Annotated in this window: 22 protein-coding genes; 11 read left to right on the forward strand and 11 right to left on the reverse strand. The window is 66.5% G+C overall.

What is annotated here, in order from left to right; translation table 11 throughout:
• Positions 1-71: 71 nt before the first annotated feature.
• A complete protein-coding gene (locus tag A5697_RS26055) occupies positions 72-1079 on the reverse strand; it encodes a dihydrodipicolinate synthase family protein (RefSeq protein WP_068012709.1) in 1008 nt (335 codons plus the stop codon).
• A 44-nt stretch (positions 1080-1123) separates the two neighbouring features.
• Positions 1124-1921 carry an SDR family NAD(P)-dependent oxidoreductase gene (locus A5697_RS26060; RefSeq protein WP_067950952.1) on the reverse strand — a complete coding sequence of 266 codons (798 nt, stop codon included), beginning with the start codon at positions 1919-1921 and terminating at the stop codon, positions 1124-1126.
• Positions 1922-2143: 222 nt separating this feature from the next.
• On the opposite strand from A5697_RS26060, the gene A5697_RS26065 reads away from it, so the two are divergent.
• Entirely contained in the window at positions 2144-2956 is an 813-nt protein-coding gene (locus A5697_RS26065; RefSeq protein ID WP_067950953.1) for a TetR/AcrR family transcriptional regulator, read from the forward strand.
• Positions 2957-2975: 19 nt separating this feature from the next.
• On the opposite strand, the gene A5697_RS26070 is transcribed toward A5697_RS26065, so the two are convergent.
• A complete protein-coding gene (locus tag A5697_RS26070) occupies positions 2976-3872 on the reverse strand; it encodes an enoyl-CoA hydratase/isomerase family protein (protein WP_068012634.1) in 897 nt (298 codons plus the stop codon).
• Positions 3869-4576, reverse strand: coding sequence for a hypothetical protein (locus tag A5697_RS26075; protein ID WP_068012636.1), 708 nt, complete (start codon positions 4574-4576; stop codon positions 3869-3871). Before A5697_RS26075 ends, A5697_RS26070 begins: the two co-directional genes overlap by 4 nt.
• Before the next feature lie 131 nt (positions 4577-4707).
• Here A5697_RS26075 and A5697_RS26080 point away from each other — a divergent pair, with 131 nt between their 5' ends.
• The 6 genes from A5697_RS26080 to A5697_RS26105 are packed head-to-tail and all read left to right on the forward strand — an operon-like array spanning position 4708 to position 11724.
• Positions 4708-5520, forward strand: a complete 813-nt coding sequence (locus tag A5697_RS26080; RefSeq protein ID WP_068012637.1) for an enoyl-CoA hydratase/isomerase family protein — start codon at positions 4708-4710, stop codon at positions 5518-5520.
• 9 nt (positions 5521-5529) lie between these two features.
• Positions 5530-6342 carry an enoyl-CoA hydratase/isomerase family protein gene (locus A5697_RS26085; RefSeq protein WP_067950957.1) on the forward strand — a complete coding sequence of 271 codons (813 nt, stop codon included), beginning with the start codon at positions 5530-5532 and terminating at the stop codon, positions 6340-6342.
• Positions 6333-7130 carry an enoyl-CoA hydratase/isomerase family protein gene (locus A5697_RS26090; RefSeq protein WP_068012639.1) on the forward strand — a complete coding sequence of 266 codons (798 nt, stop codon included), beginning with the start codon at positions 6333-6335 and terminating at the stop codon, positions 7128-7130. Before A5697_RS26085 ends, A5697_RS26090 begins: the two co-directional genes overlap by 10 nt.
• Complete coding sequence (locus A5697_RS26095) at positions 7130-8611, forward strand: AMP-binding protein (RefSeq protein ID WP_068012641.1); 1482 nt, start codon at positions 7130-7132, stop codon at positions 8609-8611. The genes A5697_RS26090 and A5697_RS26095 overlap by 1 nt, the downstream gene beginning before the upstream one ends.
• Positions 8601-10205 (forward strand): class I adenylate-forming enzyme family protein, encoded by a 1605-nt coding sequence (locus A5697_RS26100; protein ID WP_068012642.1) that lies wholly within the window; start codon positions 8601-8603, stop codon positions 10203-10205. The genes A5697_RS26095 and A5697_RS26100 overlap by 11 nt, the downstream gene beginning before the upstream one ends.
• A complete protein-coding gene (locus A5697_RS26105) occupies positions 10198-11724 on the forward strand; it encodes a class I adenylate-forming enzyme family protein (RefSeq protein ID WP_068012644.1) in 1527 nt (508 codons plus the stop codon). The genes A5697_RS26100 and A5697_RS26105 overlap by 8 nt, the downstream gene beginning before the upstream one ends.
• On the opposite strand, the gene A5697_RS26110 is transcribed toward A5697_RS26105, so the two are convergent.
• The 6 genes from A5697_RS26110 to fabG form a co-directional block, all read right to left on the reverse strand.
• Positions 11721-12083 (reverse strand): hypothetical protein, encoded by a 363-nt coding sequence (locus A5697_RS26110; RefSeq protein WP_067950962.1) that lies wholly within the window; start codon positions 12081-12083, stop codon positions 11721-11723. The two genes, A5697_RS26105 and A5697_RS26110, sit on opposite strands and share 4 nt — an antisense overlap.
• Before the next feature lie 67 nt (positions 12084-12150).
• Positions 12151-12843: a GntR family transcriptional regulator gene (locus A5697_RS26115; protein WP_068012645.1), complete on the reverse strand. Its 693-nt coding sequence runs from the start codon at positions 12841-12843 to the stop codon at positions 12151-12153.
• 2 nt (positions 12844-12845) lie between these two features.
• Complete coding sequence (locus A5697_RS26120; RefSeq protein WP_068012647.1) at positions 12846-14039, reverse strand: acyl-CoA dehydrogenase family protein; 1194 nt, start codon at positions 14037-14039, stop codon at positions 12846-12848.
• A gap of 25 nt (positions 14040-14064) precedes the next feature.
• Positions 14065-15189: a CoA transferase gene (locus A5697_RS26125; protein ID WP_231972189.1), complete on the reverse strand. Its 1125-nt coding sequence runs from the start codon at positions 15187-15189 to the stop codon at positions 14065-14067.
• Between the two features lie 65 nt (positions 15190-15254).
• On the reverse strand, positions 15255-16481 hold the full coding sequence (locus tag A5697_RS26130; protein WP_068012650.1) for an acetyl-CoA C-acetyltransferase: 1227 nt from the start codon (positions 16479-16481) through the stop codon (positions 15255-15257).
• A complete protein-coding gene (fabG, locus tag A5697_RS26135) occupies positions 16478-17275 on the reverse strand; it encodes a 3-oxoacyl-ACP reductase FabG (RefSeq protein ID WP_067950967.1) in 798 nt (265 codons plus the stop codon). Before fabG ends, A5697_RS26130 begins: the two co-directional genes overlap by 4 nt.
• 61 nt (positions 17276-17336) lie before the next feature.
• Here fabG and A5697_RS26140 point away from each other — a divergent pair, with 61 nt between their 5' ends.
• From A5697_RS26140 to A5697_RS26155, 4 genes are all read left to right on the forward strand, one after another.
• On the forward strand, positions 17337-18509 hold the full coding sequence (locus tag A5697_RS26140; protein ID WP_067951087.1) for an acyl-CoA dehydrogenase family protein: 1173 nt from the start codon (positions 17337-17339) through the stop codon (positions 18507-18509).
• Between the two features lie 29 nt (positions 18510-18538).
• Positions 18539-19360 (forward strand): mycofactocin-coupled SDR family oxidoreductase, encoded by an 822-nt coding sequence (locus A5697_RS26145; RefSeq protein ID WP_068012651.1) that lies wholly within the window; start codon positions 18539-18541, stop codon positions 19358-19360.
• A 55-nt stretch (positions 19361-19415) separates the two neighbouring features.
• Positions 19416-19844, forward strand: a complete 429-nt coding sequence (locus A5697_RS26150) for a pyridoxamine 5'-phosphate oxidase family protein (RefSeq protein WP_068012653.1) — start codon at positions 19416-19418, stop codon at positions 19842-19844.
• A gap of 101 nt (positions 19845-19945) precedes the next feature.
• Positions 19946-23260 (forward strand): LuxR C-terminal-related transcriptional regulator, encoded by a 3315-nt coding sequence (locus tag A5697_RS26155; RefSeq protein WP_231972187.1) that lies wholly within the window; start codon positions 19946-19948, stop codon positions 23258-23260.
• Here A5697_RS26155 and A5697_RS26160 read toward each other — a convergent pair.
• Complete coding sequence (locus A5697_RS26160; protein ID WP_068012711.1) at positions 23246-24325, reverse strand: phosphotransferase family protein; 1080 nt, start codon at positions 24323-24325, stop codon at positions 23246-23248. The genes A5697_RS26155 and A5697_RS26160 overlap by 15 nt on opposite strands.
• Positions 24326-24412: the final 87 nt, after the last annotated feature.

A 24412-nucleotide genomic window follows, 5' to 3' on the forward strand; every position in this document is an offset into this window, starting at 1 on the left:
GCCCGGTCACCGGCTGGTGGCCGGGTCCTTGCGCGTCAGTCGACTTCTGGCACAGGCCTTTTGCCGAGCCGCTACGCTCCGACGAGCCCGAGGCGGCGATACGCCTCCTCGATCTGTGACTTGGCCTCCGGCGGCAATTCCGCTTGCGGTGGCCGGGAATGCGGATACTCGCCTATCGGCAATCCGAGCAGCGAGGCGGCGTACTTGAACGCGCCAGCCCAATGAGTGAAGTAATCGGCCCGCCCCGGATAACAGGTCCACCAGGATCCGACGTCGAGGTCGAACTGGTCCAGTCCCGACTCACGACCGAAATCCATCGCCTCGATCAGCTTGTCGCTTTGCACCAAATCCCAATAATGGGAGAACAATCGCCGCTGCGGAGTCTCGAACAGGTAGCCCGCGGTGCCCAGCTGGGCCGGACAGACGATCCCGTCGCGCAGCCACCCCGCGCGATAGACCGTCTTGTCGCATTCCCAGAGCACCAGGCCGGGCGCCAGCTGGTGCAACATGCGGCTACTCGCCGGCCGGAAGGCGCCCTCCTTCGTGGCGCACACCGCGGGCACCTCGTCGTAGATCCGTGCGCTCTCGACTGCGGTTAGCACGTACCCGGACGACGGTGAGTTGAACATGCCCAGGGCGATGTCGGTGCGGGCAGCGATGTACTTGAAGAATCGCAACACCCCCTCGCCCCCGTGCGCCTCCATCATCGGCGTCTGGATGTAGGCGATGTCGGCACCGGCCTCTTGGGCGTGCAGCGTCAAGTCCAGACAGTCCTTCGCCGCCATCGCCGCCGTGCAGGCTTGCACCACGACATCGGGGTTGACGGCGCGAGCTTCCTCGATCGCCACCTCCAGCAAGCGTTTTCGCTCGTCGAGGGTCAGCGACCAGAATTCGGCGAGCCCACTGGTGCACCACAACATCGGGTGCCCAAGGTCGCCGACGCAATACCGGACCAGCGTCCGGTAGGCCTCCCAGTCGATGTCGTCACCATCCGGGCCGCAGAACGGGGTGTACACCGAGTCGCCGATTCCCCGCAAGGCCCCGCGCGCCCAGGCGCGCGCCTCACTTGCCGTCGCCACCGTCGACTCCTTCCCATCAGCCGAACTTTCTTCCATCCCGGCGGTTAGGTGAAGTCCGAACCACCGTCGACGTTGATGTTCGCCCCGGTCATGTACGAGTTGCGCCGCGACGCGAGGAAGGCGACCACCGGCCCGATCTCCTCCGGTAGTCCCGCCCGGGGCATGTGCGCGGGATGGCCAAAGTGCTTGGCAATGGCGTCCATTAGCGCGTAGGGGTCGCCGCCGTCGACTCCTACCGACTGCGCCCAGCCGACCAGCGACTCGGACGCGATGGTGCCTGGCGACACCACGTTGACCAAGATCTCGTCCTTGGCCAACAGCAACGACAGATTCTTGGAGACGCTTGTCAGCATCGCCTTGGCCGCCGTGTAGGCGGGCAGCATGACGCTCTGCCGCTGGGTCGAGTGCGCCGAGAAGTTGACTATCCGCGCCCATTGCGCCTTACGCAGCAGCGGAAGTGCCGCGCGGACGCAGCGCACCATGCCCATCACGCCGTCTTCGACGGCTTGGCGCCACTGCTCGTCGGTCAAATCGTCGAAAGTGCCCGCCGCGCCCGGCCCGACCGTATTGACAAGAACATTGAGTTCGCCGCCCCATCGCCGCGCGAGGTCGGCGAATGTTTCGTCGACCTGCCCCGCGTCACCGATGTCCGCGACGAGACCGACGGCATCCGCGCTTCCGCGTGCGGTCAGATCCGCGACCGCGGAGTCGAGTGCATCACGGCTGCGGCCGACCACCGCCACCCGGGCACCCTCGTCGGCGAGGCATCGTGCCGCCGCCAAACCCATCCCGCGGCTGCCGCCGACCACCACCGTTGCGGCATGCGCCAGACCTAAATCCATGGCAATTCCCGTGGCTCATCGGGGGACTCGATCAATGGCCTGTGCCCGGTCATCTTCGCCCGTCCAGCCTTCGTTACCAAAAAGCCTACGATAGGTATTACAGTAGCAGATGAAAAATTGCAGAGAAGCCGAGTTGACGGTCCTCGTCGAGCGGCAGAAACGCCAGCGTATGCGCAGGTGAGCTCGCACAGCTCTCCGACCGTATGCACAGGATACATCGTGATGGAGGTGCCCGTAGTGGCAAAGCAAGCTACTGCCGATAGGCGGCAACGGCGCGAACGCGGATCCATCAATCCCGATGACATTATCAGTGGCGCATTCGAACTCGCGGAGCAAGTATCGATCGACAACTTGAGCATGCCGCTGCTCGGCAAACATCTGGGCGTCGGGGTGACCAGCATCTACTGGTACTTCCGCAAGAAGGACGACCTGCTCAACGCGATGACCGACCGCGCCTTGAGCAAGTATGTGTTCGCCACCCCCTACGTCGAGGCCAGCGACTGGCGCGAGACGTTGCGCAACCATGCGCGCCTGATGCGTAAGACGTTCATGGGCAACCCAATTCTGTGCGACCTGATTCTGATTCGTGCCGCGCTCAGCCCGAAGGCGGCGCGGTTGGGCGCCGAGGAGATGGAAAGGGCGATCGCCAATTTGGTCGAGGCCGGCCTGTCGCCCGAAGATGCCTTCGACACCTACTCGGCCGTCTCCGTCCATGTCCGCGGCTCGGTGGTGCTGCAGCGGCTGTACGAAAAGAACCAATCCACCGACGAGGGTGCGCGTGCCATCGAGGACGCCGTGGCCATCGATCCCGAGAAAACCCCCCTGCTCGCGCAAGTAAGCCGGATCGGTCACCGCATCGGCGCACCCGACGAAACCAATTTCGAGTACGGGCTCGGTTGCATCCTCGATCACGCCAGCCGGTTGATCGAGGAGGGCAAGGGATCGAAGGCCGGCAAGCCGACGCCGTCACGGCAACGCAAGGCGGCCAAGTCGTCTGGGCCGCGGGCACGTACCAAGGCCCCCGCCGGGCGCTAGCTAACCACGAATCGGGTTATTAGGCTTCGGGTTTGGGCACCTCAAAGTATTCATCGCGGAGCCGGAATGCTTCCTTCGTGCCGTGCTGGGCGCGGGCTTTGACGAAGTTGAACTCGTCCGGCCCGAATTGCAGGTTGGTGCCGAAGGCGTGGAAGAGGTAGCTGGCGACTTCCTCACCCTGGTACGCCTGGCTCTGTTCGACGAGACGGAACGCCTCCTTGGCGATCACCACTCCGTCGGCGGGCATCTTTGCCGCCTTCTCGGCCCAGTACCGCGCACGCGCCCCGACGGCGGCTGAGTCGCAGGTGTCGGTGAAAATTCCAAGGTGCTCGAGCTCGCCGGCCTCGATGACGTCACCGGTGAGCAGTAGACGCCGGGCCAGTACTGGCCCCAGCCGGTGGAAGAACATGTGCAGGCTGCCGAGCGCGGGGCCGAGGAAGCGGGTCGCCGGCATGCCGATCTTCGTGTCACGCGCTATCACGGAGATGTCGGTCATCAGTGCCATCTCGAACCCGCCGCCGAGTGCATACCCGGCGATCTCTCCCACTGTCACCTTGGGAAAGCCCATGAAGTTGTGGTAGAAGCCAAAAGACTTGCGGTCCACGGCGAGTCGTCGGCGCTGGCTGGGGCGGCGTTTGGGCGACGGGTCGTCGCCCGGTTGGCTCTGCTTGCCGTACCAGCCGTACGCGTTGTTCATGTCGGCTCCGGTGGAGAAGACGCCACCGGCTCCGCGCAACACCACCACCGTGAGATCGTCGTCGTCGGCCACCCGGTCCAGACAGCGTGCGACGGCCTCGCGCATGGCGGCGTCGTAGGAGTTGTGTTGCGCGGGATTGTTGAGCGTGATCGTCGCGATACGGCGGTCGCGGTCGACCTCGAACAGCACCCGATCGTCCTGGGCGCTCGAGACAGTCATGTGTCGGACTCCTCTCGCCGCCTGCCGAATTGGAACCCGGCCAGCTTTTCCGGTGGGGACGCCAATGTGCTCACCTCGCCGGTGCAGAGCACCTCGTCGTCGAGCAGCAGCCGCGCTGTCGATACGACGCCGCGCTCGCTCTGCGAGCGAGCGATGTCGAACCGCAGCTCGGTCAGCACGGGCGTCGGACGGCGAAACGCGACCGCCAGCGACCGCGTCTTGCCGGACAGGCCCGTGACGCAGTTGTGGTGCTGGATGACGCAGTCAAAGAAGACGGCCAGGAAACCGCCGTGCACCAATCCCGGCGGGCCCTCGTAAACCAGGGGGAAGTTCACCCGCCCGGTCGCCTTGTCGGCATCGAGGTGATCGAACAGATACTCGGGAAAGCACGGGTTGTAGGCGCCGATGTCGGTGGCGTGGTTGAGATAGACGCGCCGGGGATCGTCGGGGATGTCACCGATCCGCGGCGCGTCGTCCTCCGGCGCAACGGCGGACAGCTCACGCTCCCACTGCGCGAACTTCTCCACCATGGTGTCGACCGTCGGATGCGGATGCTCGAGTGCCAACAACAGCGAACTCAGGCGCCGCATGGCGCCGGCGGCAGCCACCGTCTGGGCCAGGGGCCGCTCGCCGAATGTGGCATCGCCGGCGCCCGGTGCCTCTGGTGCGGCCCGCCCCTCCGCTCGCCCTCCCTGCAAGGCCATGCTTGTCTCTTTTCGCTCGGGTTCCGGCCCGGCTATTTCCGGCGGCAGCGTACCCTGCTAACTTATACAGCGTATCAATCGTATTGCCTACTGTATGGGTAACCGTATCGGCAGAAAGGCCGGATTCGACGGTGAGTCAGGAGGCCGACACGGCCGGTGCCGACGGTGCGGTGACGGTGCACCGGGACGGCGCCGTGTTGCGGCTCACGCTGGATCGTCCATCCCGGCGTAACTCGTTGAGCCAGGCAATGATTGGCTCCATGATCGGGACGTTGACCGATGCCGCCGCCGACGATTCGTTGCGCGCGGTTCTCATCACGGGTGGCGACAACTTCTGCGCCGGAGTGGATTGGATAGCCACCAACGACCGGCAGCGCCCTCGCACCGGCGATCTTGTGCGGCGGATCCCCCATGCCGCACACCGCCTGATCGAGCTGGTGGCGAGCATCCAGCTGCCAGTGCTCTGTAGCGTGCGAGGATGGGCCGCGGGGTTTGGCTGCAATCTCGCGCTGGCAGCCGACTTCACCGTCGCCGCCACCGACGCGGTGTTCTGGGAGCCCTTCGTGGACCGGGGCTTCAGCCCCGACTCGGGCGCCACCTGGCTGCTGCCCCGGCTGGTCGGCCTGGCCCGGGCCAGGCGAATGTTGTTGCTCGGCGAGAAGGTCGGCGCGAAGGACGCGGCCGACTGGGGATTGATCCACCAATCGGTAGCTCCTGCCGAGCTCGACGGCGCCGCAGAGGAATTGCTCGAGCGGCTGGCTTTCGGCCCGACCGCGGCGATCGGCTTGACCAAGCAGGCCCTGAGCTTCGGCCAACATGCCACGCTGAGCCAAGCCATGACACAGGAGCTGTTCAATCTCGAACTATCTTGCCGGACAGCGGATTTCAAGGAAGGTCTGGAAGCCTTCCGGCAGCGAAGGGCACCGAAATTTCAGGGCCGATGAGGGAGCAGGATGCCTACTGACTCGTTCGACACCATCAACTACGACGTCGACGGGCATACCGCCACTATCACACTGAACCGGCCGGATGCCCTCAACGCCCTCAGCCCGCACATGATCACCGAGCTGCGCGCCGCCTACGACGAGGCCGAGAACGACGACAAGGTGTGGCTGACCATCGTGACCGGCACGGGTCGCGCGTTCTGCACGGGTGCCGACGTCAAGGCCATTCCCGAAGACGGCAAGGTGATCTACGAACGCCCGTATCTGTCGACCTACGACCAATGGGAGGCACCGCAGGAGGGCACCCCGCCGTTTCGCACGGCCGCCAAGCCCGTGCTCGCCGCGGTCAACGGGCTGTGCTGTGGTGCCGGCATGGACTGGGTCACCACATCGGACATCGTGATCGCCTCGGACCAAGCAACTTTCTTCGATCCGCATGTGAGCATCGGGCTGGTGGCCGGACGCGAGATGGTGCGGCTGTCGCGGGTGCTGCCCCGCTCGATCGCCCTGCGGATGGCGTTGATGGGCAAGCACGAGCGGATGAGCGCACAGCGCGCTTACGAACTCGGTTTGATCAGCGAGATCGTCGAGCACGACCGGCTTCTCGACCGGGCGCGCGAGATCGCCGAGATCGTCAACTCCAATGCGCCGCTGGCGGTTCGGGGCACCCGGTTGGCCATCGTCAAGGGCCTCAACGTTCCGCTGCACGAAGCCGAGATCATGGCCGAGACGTTCCGCGAACGCGTGCTGCGCACCGAGGACGCGGCCGAGGGACCCAAGGCTTTCGCGGAGAAGCGCAAGCCCGATTGGCAATGTCGATGACGTTCGAGACCATCCTGCTCGAGGTGGACGCCACCGATCGCGTCGCGACGATCACGCTGAACCGGCCGGCGCAGCTGAACGCGTTCAACCGCACCATGTGCGAGGAGATGACCCGCGCCTGGCGCATGGTCAAACTCGACGAGTCGGTCAACGCGGTGGTGCTGCGGGCCGCCGGCGACCGCGCGTTCAGCGCCGGGTTGGATATCAAAACGCCCTACGGTCAGCCCGAAAACGTCTGGAACCACGAGGATCCCGGCGAGGCGCTGAGCCCCAAGTGGCAGAAGATGTGGAAGCCGGTCGTCTGCGCCGTCCAGGGCCTGTGCACCGCGGGCGCGTTCTACTTCATCAACGAATCCGACGTGGTCATCTGCTCGCAGGACGCCACCTTCTTCGACTCGCACGTTTCCGCCGGACTGGTCTGCGCATTGGAGCCGATCGGCCTGATGAGGCGCATCGGCCTCGGCGAGACGTTGCGCATCGCGCTGATGGGCAACGACGAGCGGGTCAGCGCGGACACCGCGCTCCGGATCGGGCTGGTGTCGGAAGTGGTCCCCACCGAGCAACTCTGGGACCGCGCGCACGAGATCGCCGCGACCATCGCCGCGAAGCCGCCGACCGCGACCCAGGGCACGGTGAAGGCGATTTGGGAGTCGCTCGACAAGCCGTATCGCGCGGCAATGGAGCAGGGCCTGATCTACACCCGGCTCGGTAACCCGCTCGGCGCGGCGGAGCTAGCCGCCCAGCGGAACGCCGGCGACGGCGCCACCCGCACGCCGAAAACCCGCTGATGGCTCCGCACCCGCTCAGTCAGCGCATCGCCGACGTCCTCAACCTGGACCCGGACGCGCACGCGATCGAGTTTGACGGCCAATGGATTTCGTGGTTCAGGGTCCGCGCCATGGCAGAGGCCATCGCCGCGCATACCGCCGGTGGCGAGGTGGGGATGCTGCTGCGCAACCGCCCCGGTCAGGTGGCGGCCTTTCTCGGGGTGCTGCTCGGCGGCGGCACCGTCGTCGTCATCAACCCGTCGCGCGGTGACCAGCGCACACAAGCCGACATCGCCGCGCTGCGGCTGCCGCTGATCATCGGGGAACACGACGACCTGACGGCACTCGTGCGCCCGACGACCGACACGAGCACGGTGGAGATCTCGGGCCGATTAGACGATCCCGAGGAAGCCTGCCTGGCAGTTCCGCCGGCGCGAGGGAACGGCCTCCGGCCCGGCGTGGCGGTGCGCATGTTGACCAGCGGTACGACGGGTCCGCCCAAACGAATCGACCTCGGCTACGACATGCTGGCGCGCAGCGTGATGGGCGCTGAGGCCGACCGCGCCCCCGCGCCCACCGAGCTGCGGCGCGGCGTAGCGATCGTCAACTCGCCGCTGGTGCACATCGGCGGCGTGTTCCGCGTGTTGCAATGCATCGCCGAGGCCAGGCCGTTCGCGCTGCTCGAGCGATTCGAGCTGAACGCGTGGGCCGAGGCCGTGCGCAGGCATCGGCCGCGCACGGTCTCGCTGGTACCCGCCGCCCTGCGGACGGTGCTGCACTCCGACGTGCCGAGGGCGGACCTGGAGAGCATCCGCGCCGTCACCTGCGGCACGGCCCCACTGGCGGCCGACGACGCCGATGCCTTCACCGAGAAGTATGGAATCCCAGTGTTAACCTCCTACGCCGCAACCGAGTTCGGCGGCGGCGTGGCCGGCTGGACCCTACCTGATTACCAGCGATATTGGCCCACCAAGCGGGGTAGCGTCGGCCGCGCCAACCCAGGCGCGCAACTCCGGGTGGTCGCCGACGACGGCACGCCGCTCGGCCATGACCGGATCGGTCTGCTCGAAGTCAAGCCGGGACAACTGGGGCCGTCCGCCCAGTGGATGCGGACCACGGACATGGCGCGCATCGACGCGGACGGCTTCGTCTGGATCGTCGGCCGGGCCGACCAGGCGATCATCCGCGGCGGGTTCAAGGTCATGCCCGACGACGTGCGCACGGCCCTGGAGAGCCACCCCGCGGTGGCCGCGGCGGCGGTCGTCGGGCGGCCCGACCCGCGCCTCGGCGCAACGCCGGTCGCCATGGTGGAACCGCGCGAGCCCGCCTCCGTCGAATCCGACGCACTGGTGGACTATCTGCGAACCCAGCTGGCGCGCTATGAGATTCCCACCGAAATCGCGGTCGTCGAAGCCATCCCGCGAACAGCGTCGGGAAAAGCCGATCTGGGTGCGGTCCAGAGATTCTTCAGCGCAGCCGCCCACAGCGACCATGCGCGGTGACACCGCGACCGTCGCCGAGGTCCTGACCCACCAGGCCCGTTCGCGTGGTGACCACCCGCTACTTGTCTGCGACCGCGACCGCATCAGTTACCGGGAGGCCGAGGTTCGCTCGGCAGAGCTCGCCCGCGGGCTGATCGCCGTCGGGGCCGGCAAGGGCTCCCATGTGGGCCTGCTCTACCCCAACCGGCCCGAGTTCGTCGTCGCGATGCTGGCGGCGGCGCGGATCGGTGCCGTGGTGGTGCCCTTCTCGACGTTCGTCACCGTCCGCGAGTTGCGCGAGCAGCTGCGCGACAGCGACGTCGAAATCCTCCTGGGTGCAGCGGCTTTCCGTAGCCACGACTACGTCCAGCGGCTCAAAGAGGTGCTGTCGGACCCTGAGTTCGAATCCGGCCGTCGCCTGTTCTCCCCCGCCGCGCCCCAACTGAGGGAGGTCGGCATCGGCTACCGGCCGGGGGCGGCGGGCCGTATCCGCGACATCGAGCGGTTCTACCGGCTGGCCGGGACGGTGGCCCCCGAGCTGCTCGCGGCAACGCAAGAGGACGTCCACGGTTGCGATCCCCTGGCCATCGTGTACACGTCGGGCTCGAGCAGTGCCCCCAAGGGGGTCGTGCACACGCACGCGGCGTTGCTCGGACACCAGCGGAACCTCAACAGGATCCGCGGTTTGACGGCCGAGGGCAAGCTGTTCTGCAATTCGCCCTTCTTCTGGATCGGCGGCTTCGCGTTCGGGTTGCTCGCGACGTTGGTCGCCGGGTCGACGCTGGTGTGCTCCAACGCCGCCGATCCCGGCGAGACGCTCGACTTGCTCGAAGCCGAAAAACCCAGCATGACCAATGGTTTCAGCGCCGGCATCGCACACCTGGCCGATCATCCGAGCTTCCCGCGACGGGATTTGTCATCGCTGCGGCGCGGCAACCTGTACCCCATCATGGCGGACGACGTCCGACCGGGCGACCCGGAACTACGGCACAACATGCTGGGCATGACCGAAGCCGGCAGCATCGTGTTGATCAGCGACGACGAAACCGATCAACCCGAGAGCCGGCGCGGATCGTTCGGCAAGCCGGCACCCGGCTTCGACACCAGAATCATCGACACAGAAACCGGACTTCGGGTCGGCGTCGGCGAGGTCGGGGAACTGTGCATCCGCGGACCGTACGTGATGCAGGGCTACTACCGACGCAGTCGCGAGGAGTGCTTCGACGCCGACGGCTGGTTCCGCACCGGGGATTTGGTTCGTACTGACGCCGACGGATTCTTCTACTACCTCGGCCGGATCAGCACGATGATCAAAACGGCCGGCGCCAACGTATCGGCGGACGAGGTGGAGCGGGCCATCGGCAGGGTCACCGGCGGGTTGACGGCCCACGTCGTGGGTGTCCCCGATGTCCAACGCGGAGAGCTGGTCGCGGCGGTCGTGGTGGTCCCGGACGGCGCCGCGTTGGACGAGGCGGCGCTGCGCGATGGGCTCAAGGCGGAATTGTCGGCGTACAAAATTCCGCGGCGGTTTATCGCCGTGTCGCGCTCCCAACTGCCGTTGCTCTCCAGCGGCAAGGTGGACAGCCGCGGACTGAGAGCGCTCTTCGATGCCTGACACCATCGACGGACTCGTGCGGCTCCGCTCCGAGCACGTCGGCGACACACCGATGGTCATCGACCCTACGTCGCGGATCAGTTATCGCGAACTCGACCTCACCACACGCGAATTGGCCGCGGTGTTCGTCGAAGCCGGTGTGGGCAAGGGCACCCGGGTGGGCCTGATCATGCCCAATAGCACTCGCTGGGTGCAGGTGGCTGCCGCGCTGACCCGTATCGGTGCCGTGCTGGTACCGCTGAGCACCCTGCTGCAGGCCGGTGAGCTCGCCGCGCAGCTGCGTGTCGCCGCCGTGCAATTCCTGGTCAGCGTCGACGAATTCCGCGGTCATCACTATCTCGATGAGCTCGAGCAGCTGCGACCCGAACTTCCCGCCTTGCGCCATGTCTGGACGACCGACCGGCTCGCCGACGCCACCGCCGGCGAGCCGGTGCGCCGGATCGTCGATGCCATGACTGAGACGGTCACGGCCGCCGACCCTTTGGTCATCATCTTCACCTCCGGCAGCAGTGGGGCCCCCAAGGGCGTCCTGCACTCTCACGGCAGTGCACTGGGGGCCGTACGGTCGGGCCTGGCCGCGCGCTGCATCACCGCCGACACCCGGCTCTACCTGCCCATGCCGTTCTTCTGGGTGGGCGGCTTCGGCAGCGGAATCCTGTCCACGCTGTTGGCCGGTGCCACCCTGGTGACGGAGGAGATCCCGCGTCCGGAGACCACGGTGCGCCTGCTGGAAGCCGAGCGGGTGACGCTGTTTCGCGGCTGGCCGGACCAAGCGGAGGCGTTGGCCAGGCACGCCGCGACGGTCGGCGCCGATCTGTCGGCCCTTCGGCCGGGAAGCCTGCAGGCACTGCTCCCGCCCGAACAGCGGGCCCGGCCCGGCGCTCGGGCCACGTTGTTCGGCATGACCGAGGCATTCGGTCCATACTGCGGCTATCCCGCCGACACCGATATGCCCGAGACTGCTTGGGGCAGCTGCGGAAAGCCGCTCGGCGGCATGGAGGTTCGCATCGTGAATCCCGACAGCGGCGAGCCCGTCCCTGCGGGCACGGTCGGCATGATCCAGATTCGCGGACCTCATACGCTGCGCGGCATCTGCGGTCGCAGCCGAGAAGAACTGTTCACCGCCGACGGGTTCTACCCGACCGGCGACCTGGGCCACCTCGACGACGAGGGATTCCTGTTCTACCGCGGACGTTCCGACGACATGTTCAAGGTCAGCGGCGCCACCGTCTATCCCAGCGAGGTGGAACGCGCGCTGCGGACCATCGACGGGGTCCATAGCGCCTTCGTCACCAGTGTGCCCGGAACGGCGGACGAACGGGTGGGCGCGGTAGTGGTGTGCGACGACTCGGCAACCGCTGACCGACTGGCTCGCGACGCGCGAAAGCTGCTGAGCGCATTCAAGGTACCGACGGTCTGGCTACTGCTGGAATCCGACGACGACATCCCGCGCGGCGGCACAGGCAAAGTCGACACCGGGAGGCTGCGTGAGATGTTGACCAACGCGAATCAGCGTTAGGAAACCCGGGTCCAGGGTTGACAGTTCTGCGACTCGAAGGCCTTGACCGACGTGTTGATATTGGCGTACATAGGGCCGATCGAGGTATTCGTCTGAAGTACGTGGTCCTTGTTCGCATCGGGCGTGCTGTAGGTGAACCACGAGCACATCGAGTCCTGGGTTGGCACGTTGTTGATCCAGACGCCGAAGGCCGAACCCGAGCCACCCGTGTGGTAAAGGCCCGGTGCGATGTCGGGACCCACGACAAAGACGCCGTTGCCGGGGATCGGGTCCAGTGGGTCGCCGACGGCCGGGGGTGCGAGAGCTATCGCGACCACGGCTACACCGAAGATGGCCGACGTGCGGATCGTTCGGGGCACTTTTCCTCGCTTATGTCGTTGCCCCCTCCCAGGCAGAATATGCCGAGGCCCATCCGGGAAACAACAGTTAGCCCGAGGCCGGACGGCTCGCGTCCATGACCACCCCGCGCGCGGTGAGGTGATCGATCAGCGGGACCGCGCCGGCGGCCAGATGTTGTGACATCGCCGCGCGGGCAAGCTGGCCGTCACGTTTTTTCAGTGCGGACAGAATGCGCCGATGGTCCCTCATCGACTGTTCGGGCCAACCTTCGATGGCCGGAAACACCGATTCCGGTGCGTAGCGGGTGATCTGCGACATCAACTGGGCGAGCTTCGGCGAGTCCGCGGCAACATTGATGGCGCGGTGGAATTGGTGATTGAGACGCACCGTCCGCTCGTCGTCATCGCCGGCGTAGGCGTCTTCGAGTTCCGCCTGAATCTGTTTGAGTTCGCGCAGTTGGTCGTCGGTGATGTTGATCGCGGCCCGCGCCGCGAGTTCACCTCCGACGTGAGCCTGCAAGTTCGCGACGTCGGTGACGTCGCGACCCGTCACCGGCAGCACCATGAAACCCCGTCGGGGCTGTTGGTCGATCAGGCCTTCGGCGCGCAGGGCGAAGAGCGCCTCCCGCACCGGTGTGACGCTGATTCCCAACTCGGCGGCCAGTTGATCCAGGCGGACGTAGGACCCCGCGACGTAGGTGCCATCGAAGATCCGTCGACGGATGAAACGTGCGACATCATCCGAAAGTTGCGGTCGCGCAGCGAAACCCGGGATCGTCATCGCTAGGCCTGGTATTCGGCGAGCAGTCGCTTGCTGATGATGTTCTTCTGGATTTCGCTGGTTCCTTCGCCGATCAGCAGGAACGGAGCGTCACGCATCAGCCGCTCGATCTCGTATTCCTTGGAATAGCCGTAGCCGCCGTGGATCCGGAAACTCTGCTGGGTCACCTCGGTGCAATACTCGCTGCACAGGTACTTGGCCATCCCGGCCGCCACATCGTTGCGCTCCCCCGAGTCTTTCAGTCGGGCCGCATTGACCATCATCAGATGTGCCGCTTCGATCTTGGTGGCCATCTCGGCCAGCTGGAATGCGATGGCCTGGTGCTCGGAAATGGGCTTGCCGAAGGTGTGGCGCTGCTGGGCGTAGCGGACCGCGAGCTCGAAGGCGCGGATGCCGACACCGCACGCTCGGGCAGACACATTCACCCTGCCGACTTCGATGCCGTCCATCATCTGGAAGAAGCCCCGTCCGGGGCTACCGCCCAGAACGTCGTCGGCGCTCGCCTGGTAGCCGTCGAAGATGAGTTCGGTGGTGTCGATCCCCTTGTACCCCAGCTTGTCGAGCTTGCCCGGTATGACCAGGCCGGGCACGACTTCACCGAAACCCGTTGGCTTCTCCACCAAGAAGGTGGTCAGGTTACGGTGCGGCTTGTCGGCCCCTTCGTCGGTGCGAACCAGCACCGCAATCAGCGTCGAGCTCCCGCCATTGGTCAGCCACATCTTTTGGCCGTTGATGGTGTAGTCACCGTCCGGATTGCGTACCGCCCGTGTCCGGATCGCGGCGACATCGGAGCCCAGCTCCGGCTCCGACATCGAGAAGGATCCCCGCGTCTCGCCGGTCGCCATGCGCGGCAGGAACCGTTGCTTCTGCGCATCAGTGCCGTGCTGGCGCAGCATGTATGCCACGATGAAGTGCGTGTTGAGCACTCCGGACACGCTCATCCAACCGCGGGCCAGCTCTTCTACGCACAGCGCGTACGTCAGCAGCGACTCCCCTAAGCCGCCGTACTCGTCCGGAATCATCAGCCCGAACAGGCCCATGTCGCGCATCCGGTCGACAATGTCCTGGGGGTAGGTGTCCCCACGGTCGAGTTCCGCGGCGTTGGGGATGACTTCCTTGTCTACGAATTGCCTTACGGTGGCGATGATTTCGGTCTGGAATTCGGTCAACCCGAGGGTCTGGGCGAGTTTGGTCATGCGCTGTCTTTCCGTATCGGCTTGCTCAGCAAGCGATTGTCCTGGCCTTTGTCAGGCGTTCGATGTCAGTGCTCGTCAATCCCAAACGGCGCTGAAGGACGTCGGCGGTGTCTTGGCCCAAGGCCGGGGCGGGCGTGCCGGCGGGGTGGGCGGAGTCGAACGCGACCGGCATTCCTGGGGCAAAGTAGTCGCCCAGGCCGTCCTGATGCAAGAGGGAAAACATTGGGTTGGCAGTCACTTTCGGGCTCGCCGCGACCTCCGCGAAGGTGCGGTACCGCTCGTAGAGCACCGTGGTGCCCGACAGCGCGTCGGTGATCTCCTCGGCGGTGTGGTCGGCGAACCAGGTGCCCAGGAGGCCGGACAGCACGTCGCGGTATCGGTAGCGGTCACCCTCGGAGCCGAAGTCGACCCCCAGCGCCTCAGCGAGCGCCGCTACCGCGTTGCCGGTGCCCGTCACGTCGACGAGGTCGCGAAAGTGCCGGCGGGTCAGGGTGACAACCATGAACCGGGCGCCGTCGCGGCTGTTGAAGTCCTGTCCGTACTGCCCGTAAATGGCGTTGCCGAGGCGCTGTCGTTGCGTGCCGGTGACTTGGGGCTCGGTCAGCAGACCCAGGTTTCCGGCGGTGGCCAGCGCGACGTCCTCGAGCGCCACGCTGATCCGCGCGCCCGCACCGCTTTCGTCGCGGCGGCGGACGGCGGTGACGACAGCCAGCGCGGCGTACAGGCCGCAGCACACGTCCCACGCCGGCAGCACGTGGTTGATCGGGCCGGCGTGATCGGCAGGCCCGGTGACGAGCGGGAATCCGATGCCGGCGTTGACGGTGTAATCCACTCCGGTGGAACCATCACCACGTCCGAGCAGCTGTACGTGGATGACATCGGGCCGTCTGTTCGTCAATACGTCGTGGTTGAGCCAGGACAGGCCGGCGGCGTTGGTCACGACCACGCCGTCCCCCTCGACGATGAGACGCTGGACCAGCTCTTGCCCGTCGGGAGACCGCAAATCGATGGTGGCCGAGCGCTTTCCCTTGTTCAGCCCGGTCCAGTAGATTGATGTGCCGTCCGCCGCCAGCGGCCACCGGTGAACGTCGGACGCACCGCCGATCGGGTCGATGCGGATCACCTCCGCGCCGAGCTGACCCAGCGTCATGCCGCACAGCGGGGCGGCGACAAAGCTGGACACCTCCACGACGGTGAGACCGCTCAGGGGCCCGGTCACGTCGGGGCGACCCGCTCGAAAACCGCGGCCAGTCCCTGGCCGCCGCCGATGCACATGGTCTCCAGCCCGTAGCGCGCCCGGCGGCGGTCGAGCTCGCGCGCCAGGCTGGCCAGCATTCGCCCTCCCGTCGCACCGACCGGGTGGCCCAGGGAGATGCCGGAACCGTGCACGTTGGTGCGCTCGTGGTCGGCGGCACCGAAATTCCATTCCCGCATGACAGCGAGCGCTTGCGCGGCGAATGCTTCGTTGAGTTCGATGAGGTCGATGTCGGACAGCCGCAGTCCGGCCTTGGCCAGCGCCACCTCGGTTGCCGGCACCGGCCCGATCCCCATGATGTTGGGCGCGACCCCCGCCACCGCCCAGGACACCAGGCGCACCAGCGGCTTCAGACCGTGCTCAGCGGCCTTCTCGGGCGTGGTCACCACGCACATCGACGCCGCGTCGTTCTGCCCGCTGGCATTGCCGGCGGTGACGGTGGCCTCCGAATCCTGGCTCAGCAGCACGGGTTTCAGCTTGCTCAGCGACTCGACCGACGTGTCGGCGCGCGGATGTTCGTCGGTGTCGATCAGTTCCTCGCCGTGGCGGCTGGGCACCGCAACGGGAATGATCTCCTCGGAGAGGATGCCGTCCTTCTGTGCGGCCACCGCGCGCTGATGCGACCGCACCGCCAACTCGTCCTGCTCCTGGCGGGAGATGTCGTACTGGCGGCGCAGATTCTCGGCAGTTTCCAGCATCCCGCCGGGCACCGGATAGTGCCGGCCACCGGCGGTGGTGCGCCCACGGGCCAGCCCGTCATGCACCCGGACGCCGCCGCGGGCGCCGCCCCAGCGCATGTCTGTGGAGTAGAACGCGACGTTGCTCATGCTTTCGCAGCCGCCGGCGATGACGAGATCGTTGTTGCCGCTAGCCACTTGCAGGCACGCCTGGATGACCGCCTGCAGACCCGAGCCGCAACGCCGGTCCACCTGCATGCCGGGAACCGTCACCGGCAGCCCCGAGTCCAGCGCGACGACGCGCCCGATCGCAGGCGCCTCGCTGCTGGGATAGCAATGGCCCAGGATGACGTCTTGCACCGCCTCCGGCGCCAGCCCGGTCCGCTCCAGTAATCTTTTCAGCGCGGCGACGCCGAGGTCGACGGCGGTCAGCGCTTTGAACATTCCGCCGTAGCGCCCGATCGGCGTCCTGACGGGTTCACAGATAACGGCTTCGCGGAGGTCGCTCATAGGTGTCGGCCACCCGTGATTTCCATGACGGTGCCGGTCATGTACGACGAAAGGTCGGACGCCAGGAACAGCGCAACGCTGGCGACCTCGCTGGGCTCACCGGCCCGGCCCATCGGTACCTCGGCAACCTTTGAATCCCAAATGCGCTGCGGCATAGCCTCTGTCATGGCGGAGCGGATCAAACCGGGGGCGATTGCGTTGACCCGGACGCCCAGGTAAGCCAGCTCTTTGGCCGCGGCTTTGGTCATGCCGACGATGCCCGCCTTGGCCGCCGAATAATTGGTCTGCCCGATCATGCCGACCTTGCCCGAGATCGAGGACATGTTGATGATCACGCCCCGCTTGTTCTCTCGCATGACCGCCGCCGCCAACCGGGTGCCGTTCCAGGTGCCCTTCAAATGCACGGCGATCACCTGATCGAACTGCTCTTCGGTCATCTTGCGCATCGTCGCATCGCGGGTGATGCCGGCGTTGTTGACCATGATGTCGAGCGTGCCGAAGCGCTCAACCGCGGTTTGGATCAGGCTCTCGACGTCGGAGGCCTGCGTGACGTCGCACCGGACCGCGACCGCGACGTCATCACCGCCCAGTTGCTTGGCAACGACCTGGGTTTCCTCGAGATTGACGTCGCCGAGCACGACCCGGGCGCCCTCGGCGACGAAGCGCTCCGCAATGGCAAGCCCCAGTCCTTGCGCTCCGCCCGTGATTACCGCGGCCTGACCTGCCAACAACGACACGTGTTCACATCCTTCACTGTTGCCTCCGCCATCGGACACCCTCAGAGCGAATATCATATTTGATATAGGATCCCTCCCTGAACCGGGGTGCCCCAGCCAGGAGAGGAGTGTGGAGTCGATGGCCACCGCCGAATCCGCCGAGGTCTCGGACGACGATTTCCGAGAGATCCTGGCTCAGACAAGGCAATTCGTTCGCAGCGCCGTCGTCCCCCGCGAGCAGGAAATCCTCGAGCAGGATCGCGTTCCGGACGACCTCCGCGACGAGGCCAAGAAGATGGGTCTGTTCGGCTACGCGATTCCGCAGGAGTGGGGCGGCCTGGGCCTCAACCTCATGCAAGACGTCGAGCTGGCGATGGAGTTGGGCTACACGTCCCTGGCACTGCGCTCGATGTTCGGCACCAACAACGGCATCGCCGGACAAGTTCTGGTCGGCTTCGGCACCGATGAACAGAAATCCCGCTGGTTGGAATCGATTGCGACAGGCGACGTCGTCGCCTCCTTCGCGCTGACCGAACCCGGCGCCGGATCAAACCCGGCCGGCCTGCGCACCAAAGCCATTCGCAACGACGGCGATTGGGTGATCTCCGGGCAGAAGCGCTTCATCACGAACGCGCCCGTCGCCAATCTCTTCGTCGTGTTCGCGCGCACCCGACCGGCCGACGACCAGGGCCCGGGAATCGCCGTCTTCCTGGTGCCCGCTGACGCCGCGGGCGTCGAGGTGGGGGCCAAGGACGCCAAGATGGGTCAGGAAGGTGCCTGGACGGCCGACGTCAGCTTCGACGACGTCCGCGTCGGCCCCGACGCGCTGATCGGCGGCAGCGAAGACATCGGATATCGAGCGGCGATGACCTCGCTGGCCCGGGGACGGGTGCACATCGCCGCCCTGGCGGTGGGCGCCGCTCAACGCGCGCTCGACGAATCGGTCTCCTACGCCGCCACCGCGACCCAGGGCGGAACGCCGATCGGAAACTTCCAGTTGGTACAGGCGATGCTCGCCGATCAGCAGACCGCGGTGATGGCCGGCCGGGCGCTGGTGCGCGATGCCGCTCGGCAGTGGGTCGCGGGCCAGGATCGCAGGATCGCCCCGTCGGCGGCCAAACTCTTCTGCACCGAAATGGCCGGCAACGTGGCGGATCTCGCGGTCCAAATCCACGGCGGTAGCGGTTATATGCGCGGCGTCGCCGTCGAACGCATCTACCGCGACGTGCGCCTGCTGCGGCTGTACGAGGGCACCAGCGAGATTCAGCGTTTGATCATCGGATCGAACCTCGTCAAGGCGGCTCAGCGATAAGAGCGGCCGGACCACTAGGGGAGCAAACAATGAGCGGGAAACTCGCGGGCAGAGTGGCATTCATCACCGGAGCGGCGCGCGGCCAGGGCCGGGCACACGCCGTTCGTCTGGCGCGTGAGGGCGCCGACATCATCGCCGTCGACATCGCCGGCAAGCTGCCGTCCTGCGTCCCCTACGACCCGGCGACTCCCGACGATCTGAGCGAGACGGTTCGCCTGGTTGAGGAAACGGGCCGCCGGATCATCGCCTCGGTGGTGGATACCCGCGACTTCGAGGGGCTTCGCAAGGCCGTCGACGCCGGCGTCGCCGCCCTCGGGCGGCTCGACATCATTGTCGCCAACGCCGGGGTCGCGGCTCCGCAGGCCTGGAACGACATCACGCCGGAAAACTTCCGCGACGTCATGGACATCAACGTGACCGGGACCTGGAACACCGTGATGGCGGGCGCCGACAAAATCATCGAGGGCGGTCGCGGCGGCTCCATCATTCTGATCAGTTCCGCGGCCGGCATGAAGATGCAGCCGTTCATGATTCACTACACCGCAAGCAAGCACGCCGTCACCGGGATGGCGCGGGCTTTCGCCGCGGAGCTGGGCAAGCATTCGATCCGCGTGAACAGCGTTCATCCCGGGCCGGTGAACACTCCGATGGGAACGGGTGACATGGTCGCGGCGGTGGGCAAGGCCATGGAGACCAACCCGCAGCTGTCCAACGTCCTCACCCCGTTCCTGCCCGACTGGGTCGCCGAGCCGGAGGAGATCGCCGACACGGTGTGCTGGCTGGCCAGCGACGAGTCCCGCAAGGTCACCGCCGCGCGCATCCCCGTCGATCAGGGCTCGACGCAGTACTGACGAGTCGCCCGACCCCCGGGGAATATATTCGCCGGCATCGGCGCTTGCAGGGCACATGAGAGCCTTCACCGAGAGCGAACGTCAGGAGTTTTTGGCCGGCAAGCACGTGGCCGTGTTGTCCGTCGACGCCGCCGACGGCCGGCCGCCGGCCAGCGTCCCGATCTGGTATGCCTACACCCCAGGTGGCGACGTCCGGATCATGACCGGGGCATCCAGCCGCAAGGCGCGGCTCATCGAGCGAGCGGGCAAGGTGACGCTGGTGGTTCAGCGCGAGGAGCCGCCCTACCAGTACGTGGTGGTCGAGGGCACAGTCGTCGACACCACCAAGCCGGTCCCGGCCGAAGTAGCGTTGGCCACCGCCATTCGTTACCTCGGCGAAGAGGGTGGCCGCGCCTTCGTCAAAAGCATGGAGGGCGTGGAAGAGGTGTTGTTCACCATTCGCCCCGACCGTTGGCTCAGCTCGGATTTCACCGGCGACCTCTGAGGTCTCAGGGTGATCGCCGCCCGTAGCCGATAGCGCTTCCGGCGGAAATCTACGCGCATGCGCCGATGTTTTGCCGCATGCGATTACGCATGCTGGCTAACATGAGCGAAATCGATCCACGGGCGGAAACGCCGCCCTTGGACTGGAGCGACGCGGCCATGAACGAGCCCTTGCCGACCGGCATCGTCACCCTGCTGCTGGCCGACGTCCAAGGGTCGACGCAATTGTGGGACTCTCAGCCCTCGGAGATGATGGCCGCGATCGCGAACCTCGACCAAACGCTGGCCGAGTTGGTGAACATTCATCACGGCGTCCGCCCAGTCGAACAGGGCGAGGGTGACAGCTTCGTCATCGCGTTCTCCCGAGCGTCGGACGCCGTGGCATGCGCGCTCGCGATACAACGTGCGCCCCTGGCGCCGCTGCGGCTGCGCATCGGGTTGCACACGGGCGAGGTGCAGCTGCGAGACGAGAACAACTACGTCGGCCCCGCGATCAATCGGACGGCACGACTTCGCGAGCTCGCGCATGGCGGCCAGACCGTGCTGTCGGGCACCACCAGCGATTTGGTGGCCGACGCGCTTCCCGATGACGTGTGGTTGAGCGATCTCGGCACCCATGCGCTACGGGACCTCCCCCGTCCCGAGCGGGTGGTGCAACTGTGCCATCGCGACCTCTGCAACGAATTTCCTCCGCTTCGCAAGCGGGAAACCCTTGCCACCCAACATCTTCCAGCCGAGTTGACCAGTTTCGTCGGTCGCGACGCGGAAATCGCCGTGGTGCGAGACATTCTCGCGCGCGACAGGCTGGTGACGCTGACCGGCGCCGGCGGGGTCGGCAAGACCCGGCTGGCCGTGCGGGTTGCGGCCACCGCCGGCGGCGCTTATACCGACGGAATCTGCTATGTGGACCTGGCTCCCCTCACCGACCCCGACCTGGTGCCCATTGCCACCGCCCGCGCCTTGGGTCTGCCGGACCAGCCGGGGCGTGCCCCGGAGAAGAACCTGCTGCAGTTCATCGGGGACCGAGAGATGTTGATGGTGCTGGACAACTGCGAGCATCTGCTGGATGCCTGCGCGGCGCTGGCCGAGGCCCTGCTGGCGGCCTGCCCACGATTGACGATGCTGACGACGAGTCGCGAGCCGATCGGCATGAACGGCGAGGTGACTTGGCGAGTCCCGTCTTTGTCGCTGGAGGACGAAGCCGTACGACTGTTCAACGACCGTGCCGGCCATGCGCAACCGAGCTTCCAGGCCAACGATGACGATGCTCGCGCGATTGACGAGATCTGCCGCCGCCTGGACGGCATGCCGCTGGCGATCGAGCTGGCGGCGGCCCGGATTCGCGCGCTGTCACCCGCGGAGATTCTCGCCGGACTGCAAGACCGGTTCCGATTGCTGACCGGCGGATCGCGAACTGCGGTGCGCCGCCAGCAGACGTTGCGCGCATCGGTGGACTGGTCGCACGCGCTGTTGACCGCGCCGGAGCGAATTCTGTTCCGCAGGCTCGGCGTATTCATGGGCGGGTTCGGCCTCGAAGCCTGCGTAAATGTGGTGTGCGACAACGACCTGGCCTCACACCAGGTGATGGATGTGCTGGCACTGCTTGTCGATAAATCGCTGGTGATCGCCGAATCCACCGGCGGTCCAACGCGATACCGACTGCTCGAAACGATCCGCCAGTATGCGCAGGAGAAGCTCGGCGAGTCGGCGGAGGCCGTCGATGTCCGGGATCGCCACCGTGACCATTTCACCGCGATGGCGGCCGAACTCGACGCCCCGGGCGAGACAAGCCGGGAGATTTTGCTCGACCGGGCCGAGGCCGACATCGACAATCTGCGGGCCGCCTTCGGGTGGAGCCGCGAGAAATGCGACACCGATCGGGCATTGGAACTGGTTACTTCACTGCAGCCGTATTGGCTCACCCGGGGCCGCCTCAAGGAGGGGTCCGACTGGCTCGATCTCGCCCTGGCCGACGCCGAGGCGGGCACCGAGGTGACGCCCCGCGCGCTGGCGCGAGCCCTGGCGGACAAGGCGTTCCTGGACAACATGCGCGACCCCGATAGCTTCGCGCGCGCCCAGCGCGCACTGGCCATCGCGCGTGGGGTGGACGACCCAGCGCTGTTGGCGCGCACTCTCACGACTTGCGGGCGGCTTGCCGCCTGGAAGTCCGAACTGGCCCAACCTTATCTATCCGAAGCGGAAACCCTGGCCCGAGAACAGGGCGACCCGTGGAGGCTGGGCCAGCTCCTCTACAGCAAGGCGCTCACCGCGATAATCGGCTCGGGAGACGTGGAGGCCGCGGTCGCCGCCGCGACGGAGGGCCGCGACCTCGCGGACGACGTCTTCGACCACGGCTACTCACGGGGATGCCGTTGGTGTCTGGCCGGAACGCAGTTGGTGTTCGGGGACGTCTCCGGCGCGGCGGAGCAACTTCGCGAATTGCTGACCGAAGCGGATGCGGCGCACGCTCTGATCTGGCAGGTGTGCGCCCGCGAGCGCTTATGTCACGTCTTAGCCCACCACGGACAGGCAGACGAAGGTCGCACTCTCGCCATAGAGGCGCTCGAAGGCGCGGCCGAGATCGGCCGGTACATGGAGGCCGTGGTGTACTCGTCGATGGCGTTTGCGGCGCTCGCCAGCGGCGATGTGGACGCCGCCGCTGAGGCCAGTGGGGCGGCTCGCGAGCGGTTTGGCGACTGGCCAGTGGCGACCATCAATGCCAAGCCCTCTGGTGAAGTCGCGCTGGCGCATGGTGATCTCACTTCCGCGCGTCGCTTGGCCGACGAAGGCGTTGCCGGCGCGCGAGGCTGGTTCGCCGTGCAGGCGCTGGCGATCCGGTCACGTGTGGCGTTAGCGGAAGACGAGCCCGGTCAGGCCGAACGCGATGCCCACGACGCATTGGCCCGTGCGGCCGAACAGCGAGCGCACCTGTTCGTTCCGGACCTCTTGGAGTGCCTTGCCCATCTGGCTCACCTCGCCGGGAACCACATGGAAGCGGCACGGCTCTTCGGGGCCGCCGACTCGATCCGCAAGCGCACCGGCATCGTCCGCTTCCGCGTGTATGACGCCGACTACGAGACATCGGTGGAAACGACTCGTAAAGCCCTGAGCGACGAGGAATTCAGCACTGCGTGGGAAGCGGGCGCCGCCCTGTCCACCGACGAGGCGATCGCATACGCGCGGCGCGGCCGCGGCGAACGCAAACGTCCGCCCAGCGGCTGGGACTCGCTCACCCCGACCGAACGCGACGTCGTCCGGCTCGTCAGCGAGGGATTGGGCAACAAGGACATCGGCGACCGGCTGTTCATCTCCCCGCGCACGGTGCAGACCCACCTGACCCATGTGTACGCGAAGCTAGGGATCACGTCGCGGATGCAGCTGGCGCACAAAGCAACGCGCCGATCAGTGCTCGATTAGCTCCAGCGTTCCGAGCTCACGGATCGCCTGGCAGCCGCGGCCGAGCATGGCCAGCACCATGTCGTCGCCACGTTCGGTGGCGGCCGCGAACGCGAATCCCAGTGCGGAGATCAGCGGTGCCTGCAACACCCCGAGCCGGTAATCACGCCAACACGTCTCGCGGTCATAGCCGGTGACACCGCACGCCACCAAGGCGCGGTGATAGTCGGCGACGAGCCCCTCTTCGATGCTCGCGCGCAGTTGCGAATTGAGGCTGGTCGCGGTGAAGTAGGCGAGATCCCTGGCCGGCAAACCGACGCCGAGCGTCTGCCAGTCCACCACGCTGACCCGCGTCCGGTCCGGATCGAAGAGCAGGTTGTCCAGGCGATAATCGCCGTGCAGCAGGGCGAACCGATCGTACTCGGAAAGCAGCCACGGTGTGACCAGACCCATTGCCGCGCTGAAGGTCTCACGGTCCTCGGTGCTCATCCGGGTGCCCAACTTGCCCAGCGTGATGTCGGCGCTCATCTTCGCCACTTCGCCCATGCCGCCGGCGCCGGCCTCGTCCGGCCTGGCGAACGCGATGCCCGGGAAGTCGAGCCAGACGGGATCACACCAGCTGGGCGCGTGCAGCCCGGCCAGAGCGGTGACCGCAAGACGCGCTTCGGTCTCCCCGCACCCGGCGAGCTGATCGCCCTGCACTGCAGGCGCCTGGTCGGCGAGCAGCAACGCGAAATCCATTGCGTCCTCGGTGATCTCGGAGTAGAAGCACTGGGGCGTCGGCACCTGCACCCGGTCCGCCACGGATGAGTAGAACGCGCATTCGCTGCGATATCCGATGACGACCCGGTCGCGCACGGTGTCGTCCTGGGCCGGCAGCTTGATGACGAAGGTCTGCGGCAGGTCACCGGGGTCCGTCGCGTACCGGGCGCACACCCGGTAGGTGGCACCGGTCTGCCCGGTGCCGATCGCGACCACGTCGACGTCGGCGACCTCGACAGGGGCGCCACGCCCACTCAGCGCGGCCGACAGCCATTGCGGGGTCACGTCGCCGGGATACCGCGGGATCGACACCACAGCACTCATGAACAGCACGCCTCCTGTACCCGGACAGCTCCGTCCGACTGACAAACTGTAAGGCATACCGCAAGTGCTGCGGTCAACCACGGTGAG

Source organism: Mycobacterium sp. E3251 (assembly GCF_001666835.1).
In the GTDB taxonomy this organism is placed as follows: Bacteria; Actinomycetota; Actinomycetes; order Mycobacteriales; family Mycobacteriaceae; genus Mycobacterium.

Bases quoted from the DNA above. Each gene is read 5' to 3' on its own strand.
- A5697_RS26060 (WP_067950952.1), bottom strand. From the start codon at position 1,921: ATGGATTTAGGTCTGGCGCATGCCGCAACGGTGGTGGTCGGCGGCAGC.
- A5697_RS26065 (WP_067950953.1), top strand. From the start codon at position 2,144: ATGGAGGTGCCCGTAGTGGCAAAGCAAGCTACTGCCGATAGGCGGCAA.
- A5697_RS26070 (WP_068012634.1), bottom strand. From the start codon at position 3,872: ATGACTGTCTCGAGCGCCCAGGACGATCGGGTGCTGTTCGAGGTCGAC.
- A5697_RS26075 (WP_068012636.1), bottom strand. From the start codon at position 4,576: ATGGCCTTGCAGGGAGGGCGAGCGGAGGGGCGGGCCGCACCAGAGGCA.
- A5697_RS26085 (WP_067950957.1), top strand. From the start codon at position 5,530: ATGCCTACTGACTCGTTCGACACCATCAACTACGACGTCGACGGGCAT.
- A5697_RS26090 (WP_068012639.1), top strand. From the start codon at position 6,333: ATGTCGATGACGTTCGAGACCATCCTGCTCGAGGTGGACGCCACCGAT.
- A5697_RS26095 (WP_068012641.1), top strand. From the start codon at position 7,130: ATGGCTCCGCACCCGCTCAGTCAGCGCATCGCCGACGTCCTCAACCTG.
- A5697_RS26100 (WP_068012642.1), top strand. From the start codon at position 8,601: ATGCGCGGTGACACCGCGACCGTCGCCGAGGTCCTGACCCACCAGGCC.
- A5697_RS26105 (WP_068012644.1), top strand. From the start codon at position 10,198: ATGCCTGACACCATCGACGGACTCGTGCGGCTCCGCTCCGAGCACGTC.
- A5697_RS26115 (WP_068012645.1), bottom strand. From the start codon at position 12,843: ATGACGATCCCGGGTTTCGCTGCGCGACCGCAACTTTCGGATGATGTC.
- A5697_RS26120 (WP_068012647.1), bottom strand. From the start codon at position 14,039: ATGACCAAACTCGCCCAGACCCTCGGGTTGACCGAATTCCAGACCGAA.
- A5697_RS26125 (WP_231972189.1), bottom strand. From the start codon at position 15,189: ATGACGCTGGGTCAGCTCGGCGCGGAGGTGATCCGCATCGACCCGATC.
- A5697_RS26130 (WP_068012650.1), bottom strand. From the start codon at position 16,481: ATGAGCGACCTCCGCGAAGCCGTTATCTGTGAACCCGTCAGGACGCCG.
- fabG (WP_067950967.1), bottom strand. From the start codon at position 17,275: ATGATATTCGCTCTGAGGGTGTCCGATGGCGGAGGCAACAGTGAAGGA.
- A5697_RS26140 (WP_067951087.1), top strand. From the start codon at position 17,337: ATGGCCACCGCCGAATCCGCCGAGGTCTCGGACGACGATTTCCGAGAG.
- A5697_RS26145 (WP_068012651.1), top strand. From the start codon at position 18,539: ATGAGCGGGAAACTCGCGGGCAGAGTGGCATTCATCACCGGAGCGGCG.
- A5697_RS26150 (WP_068012653.1), top strand. From the start codon at position 19,416: ATGAGAGCCTTCACCGAGAGCGAACGTCAGGAGTTTTTGGCCGGCAAG.
- A5697_RS26155 (WP_231972187.1), top strand. From the start codon at position 19,946: ATGAGCGAAATCGATCCACGGGCGGAAACGCCGCCCTTGGACTGGAGC.
- A5697_RS26160 (WP_068012711.1), bottom strand. From the start codon at position 24,325: ATGAGTGCTGTGGTGTCGATCCCGCGGTATCCCGGCGACGTGACCCCG.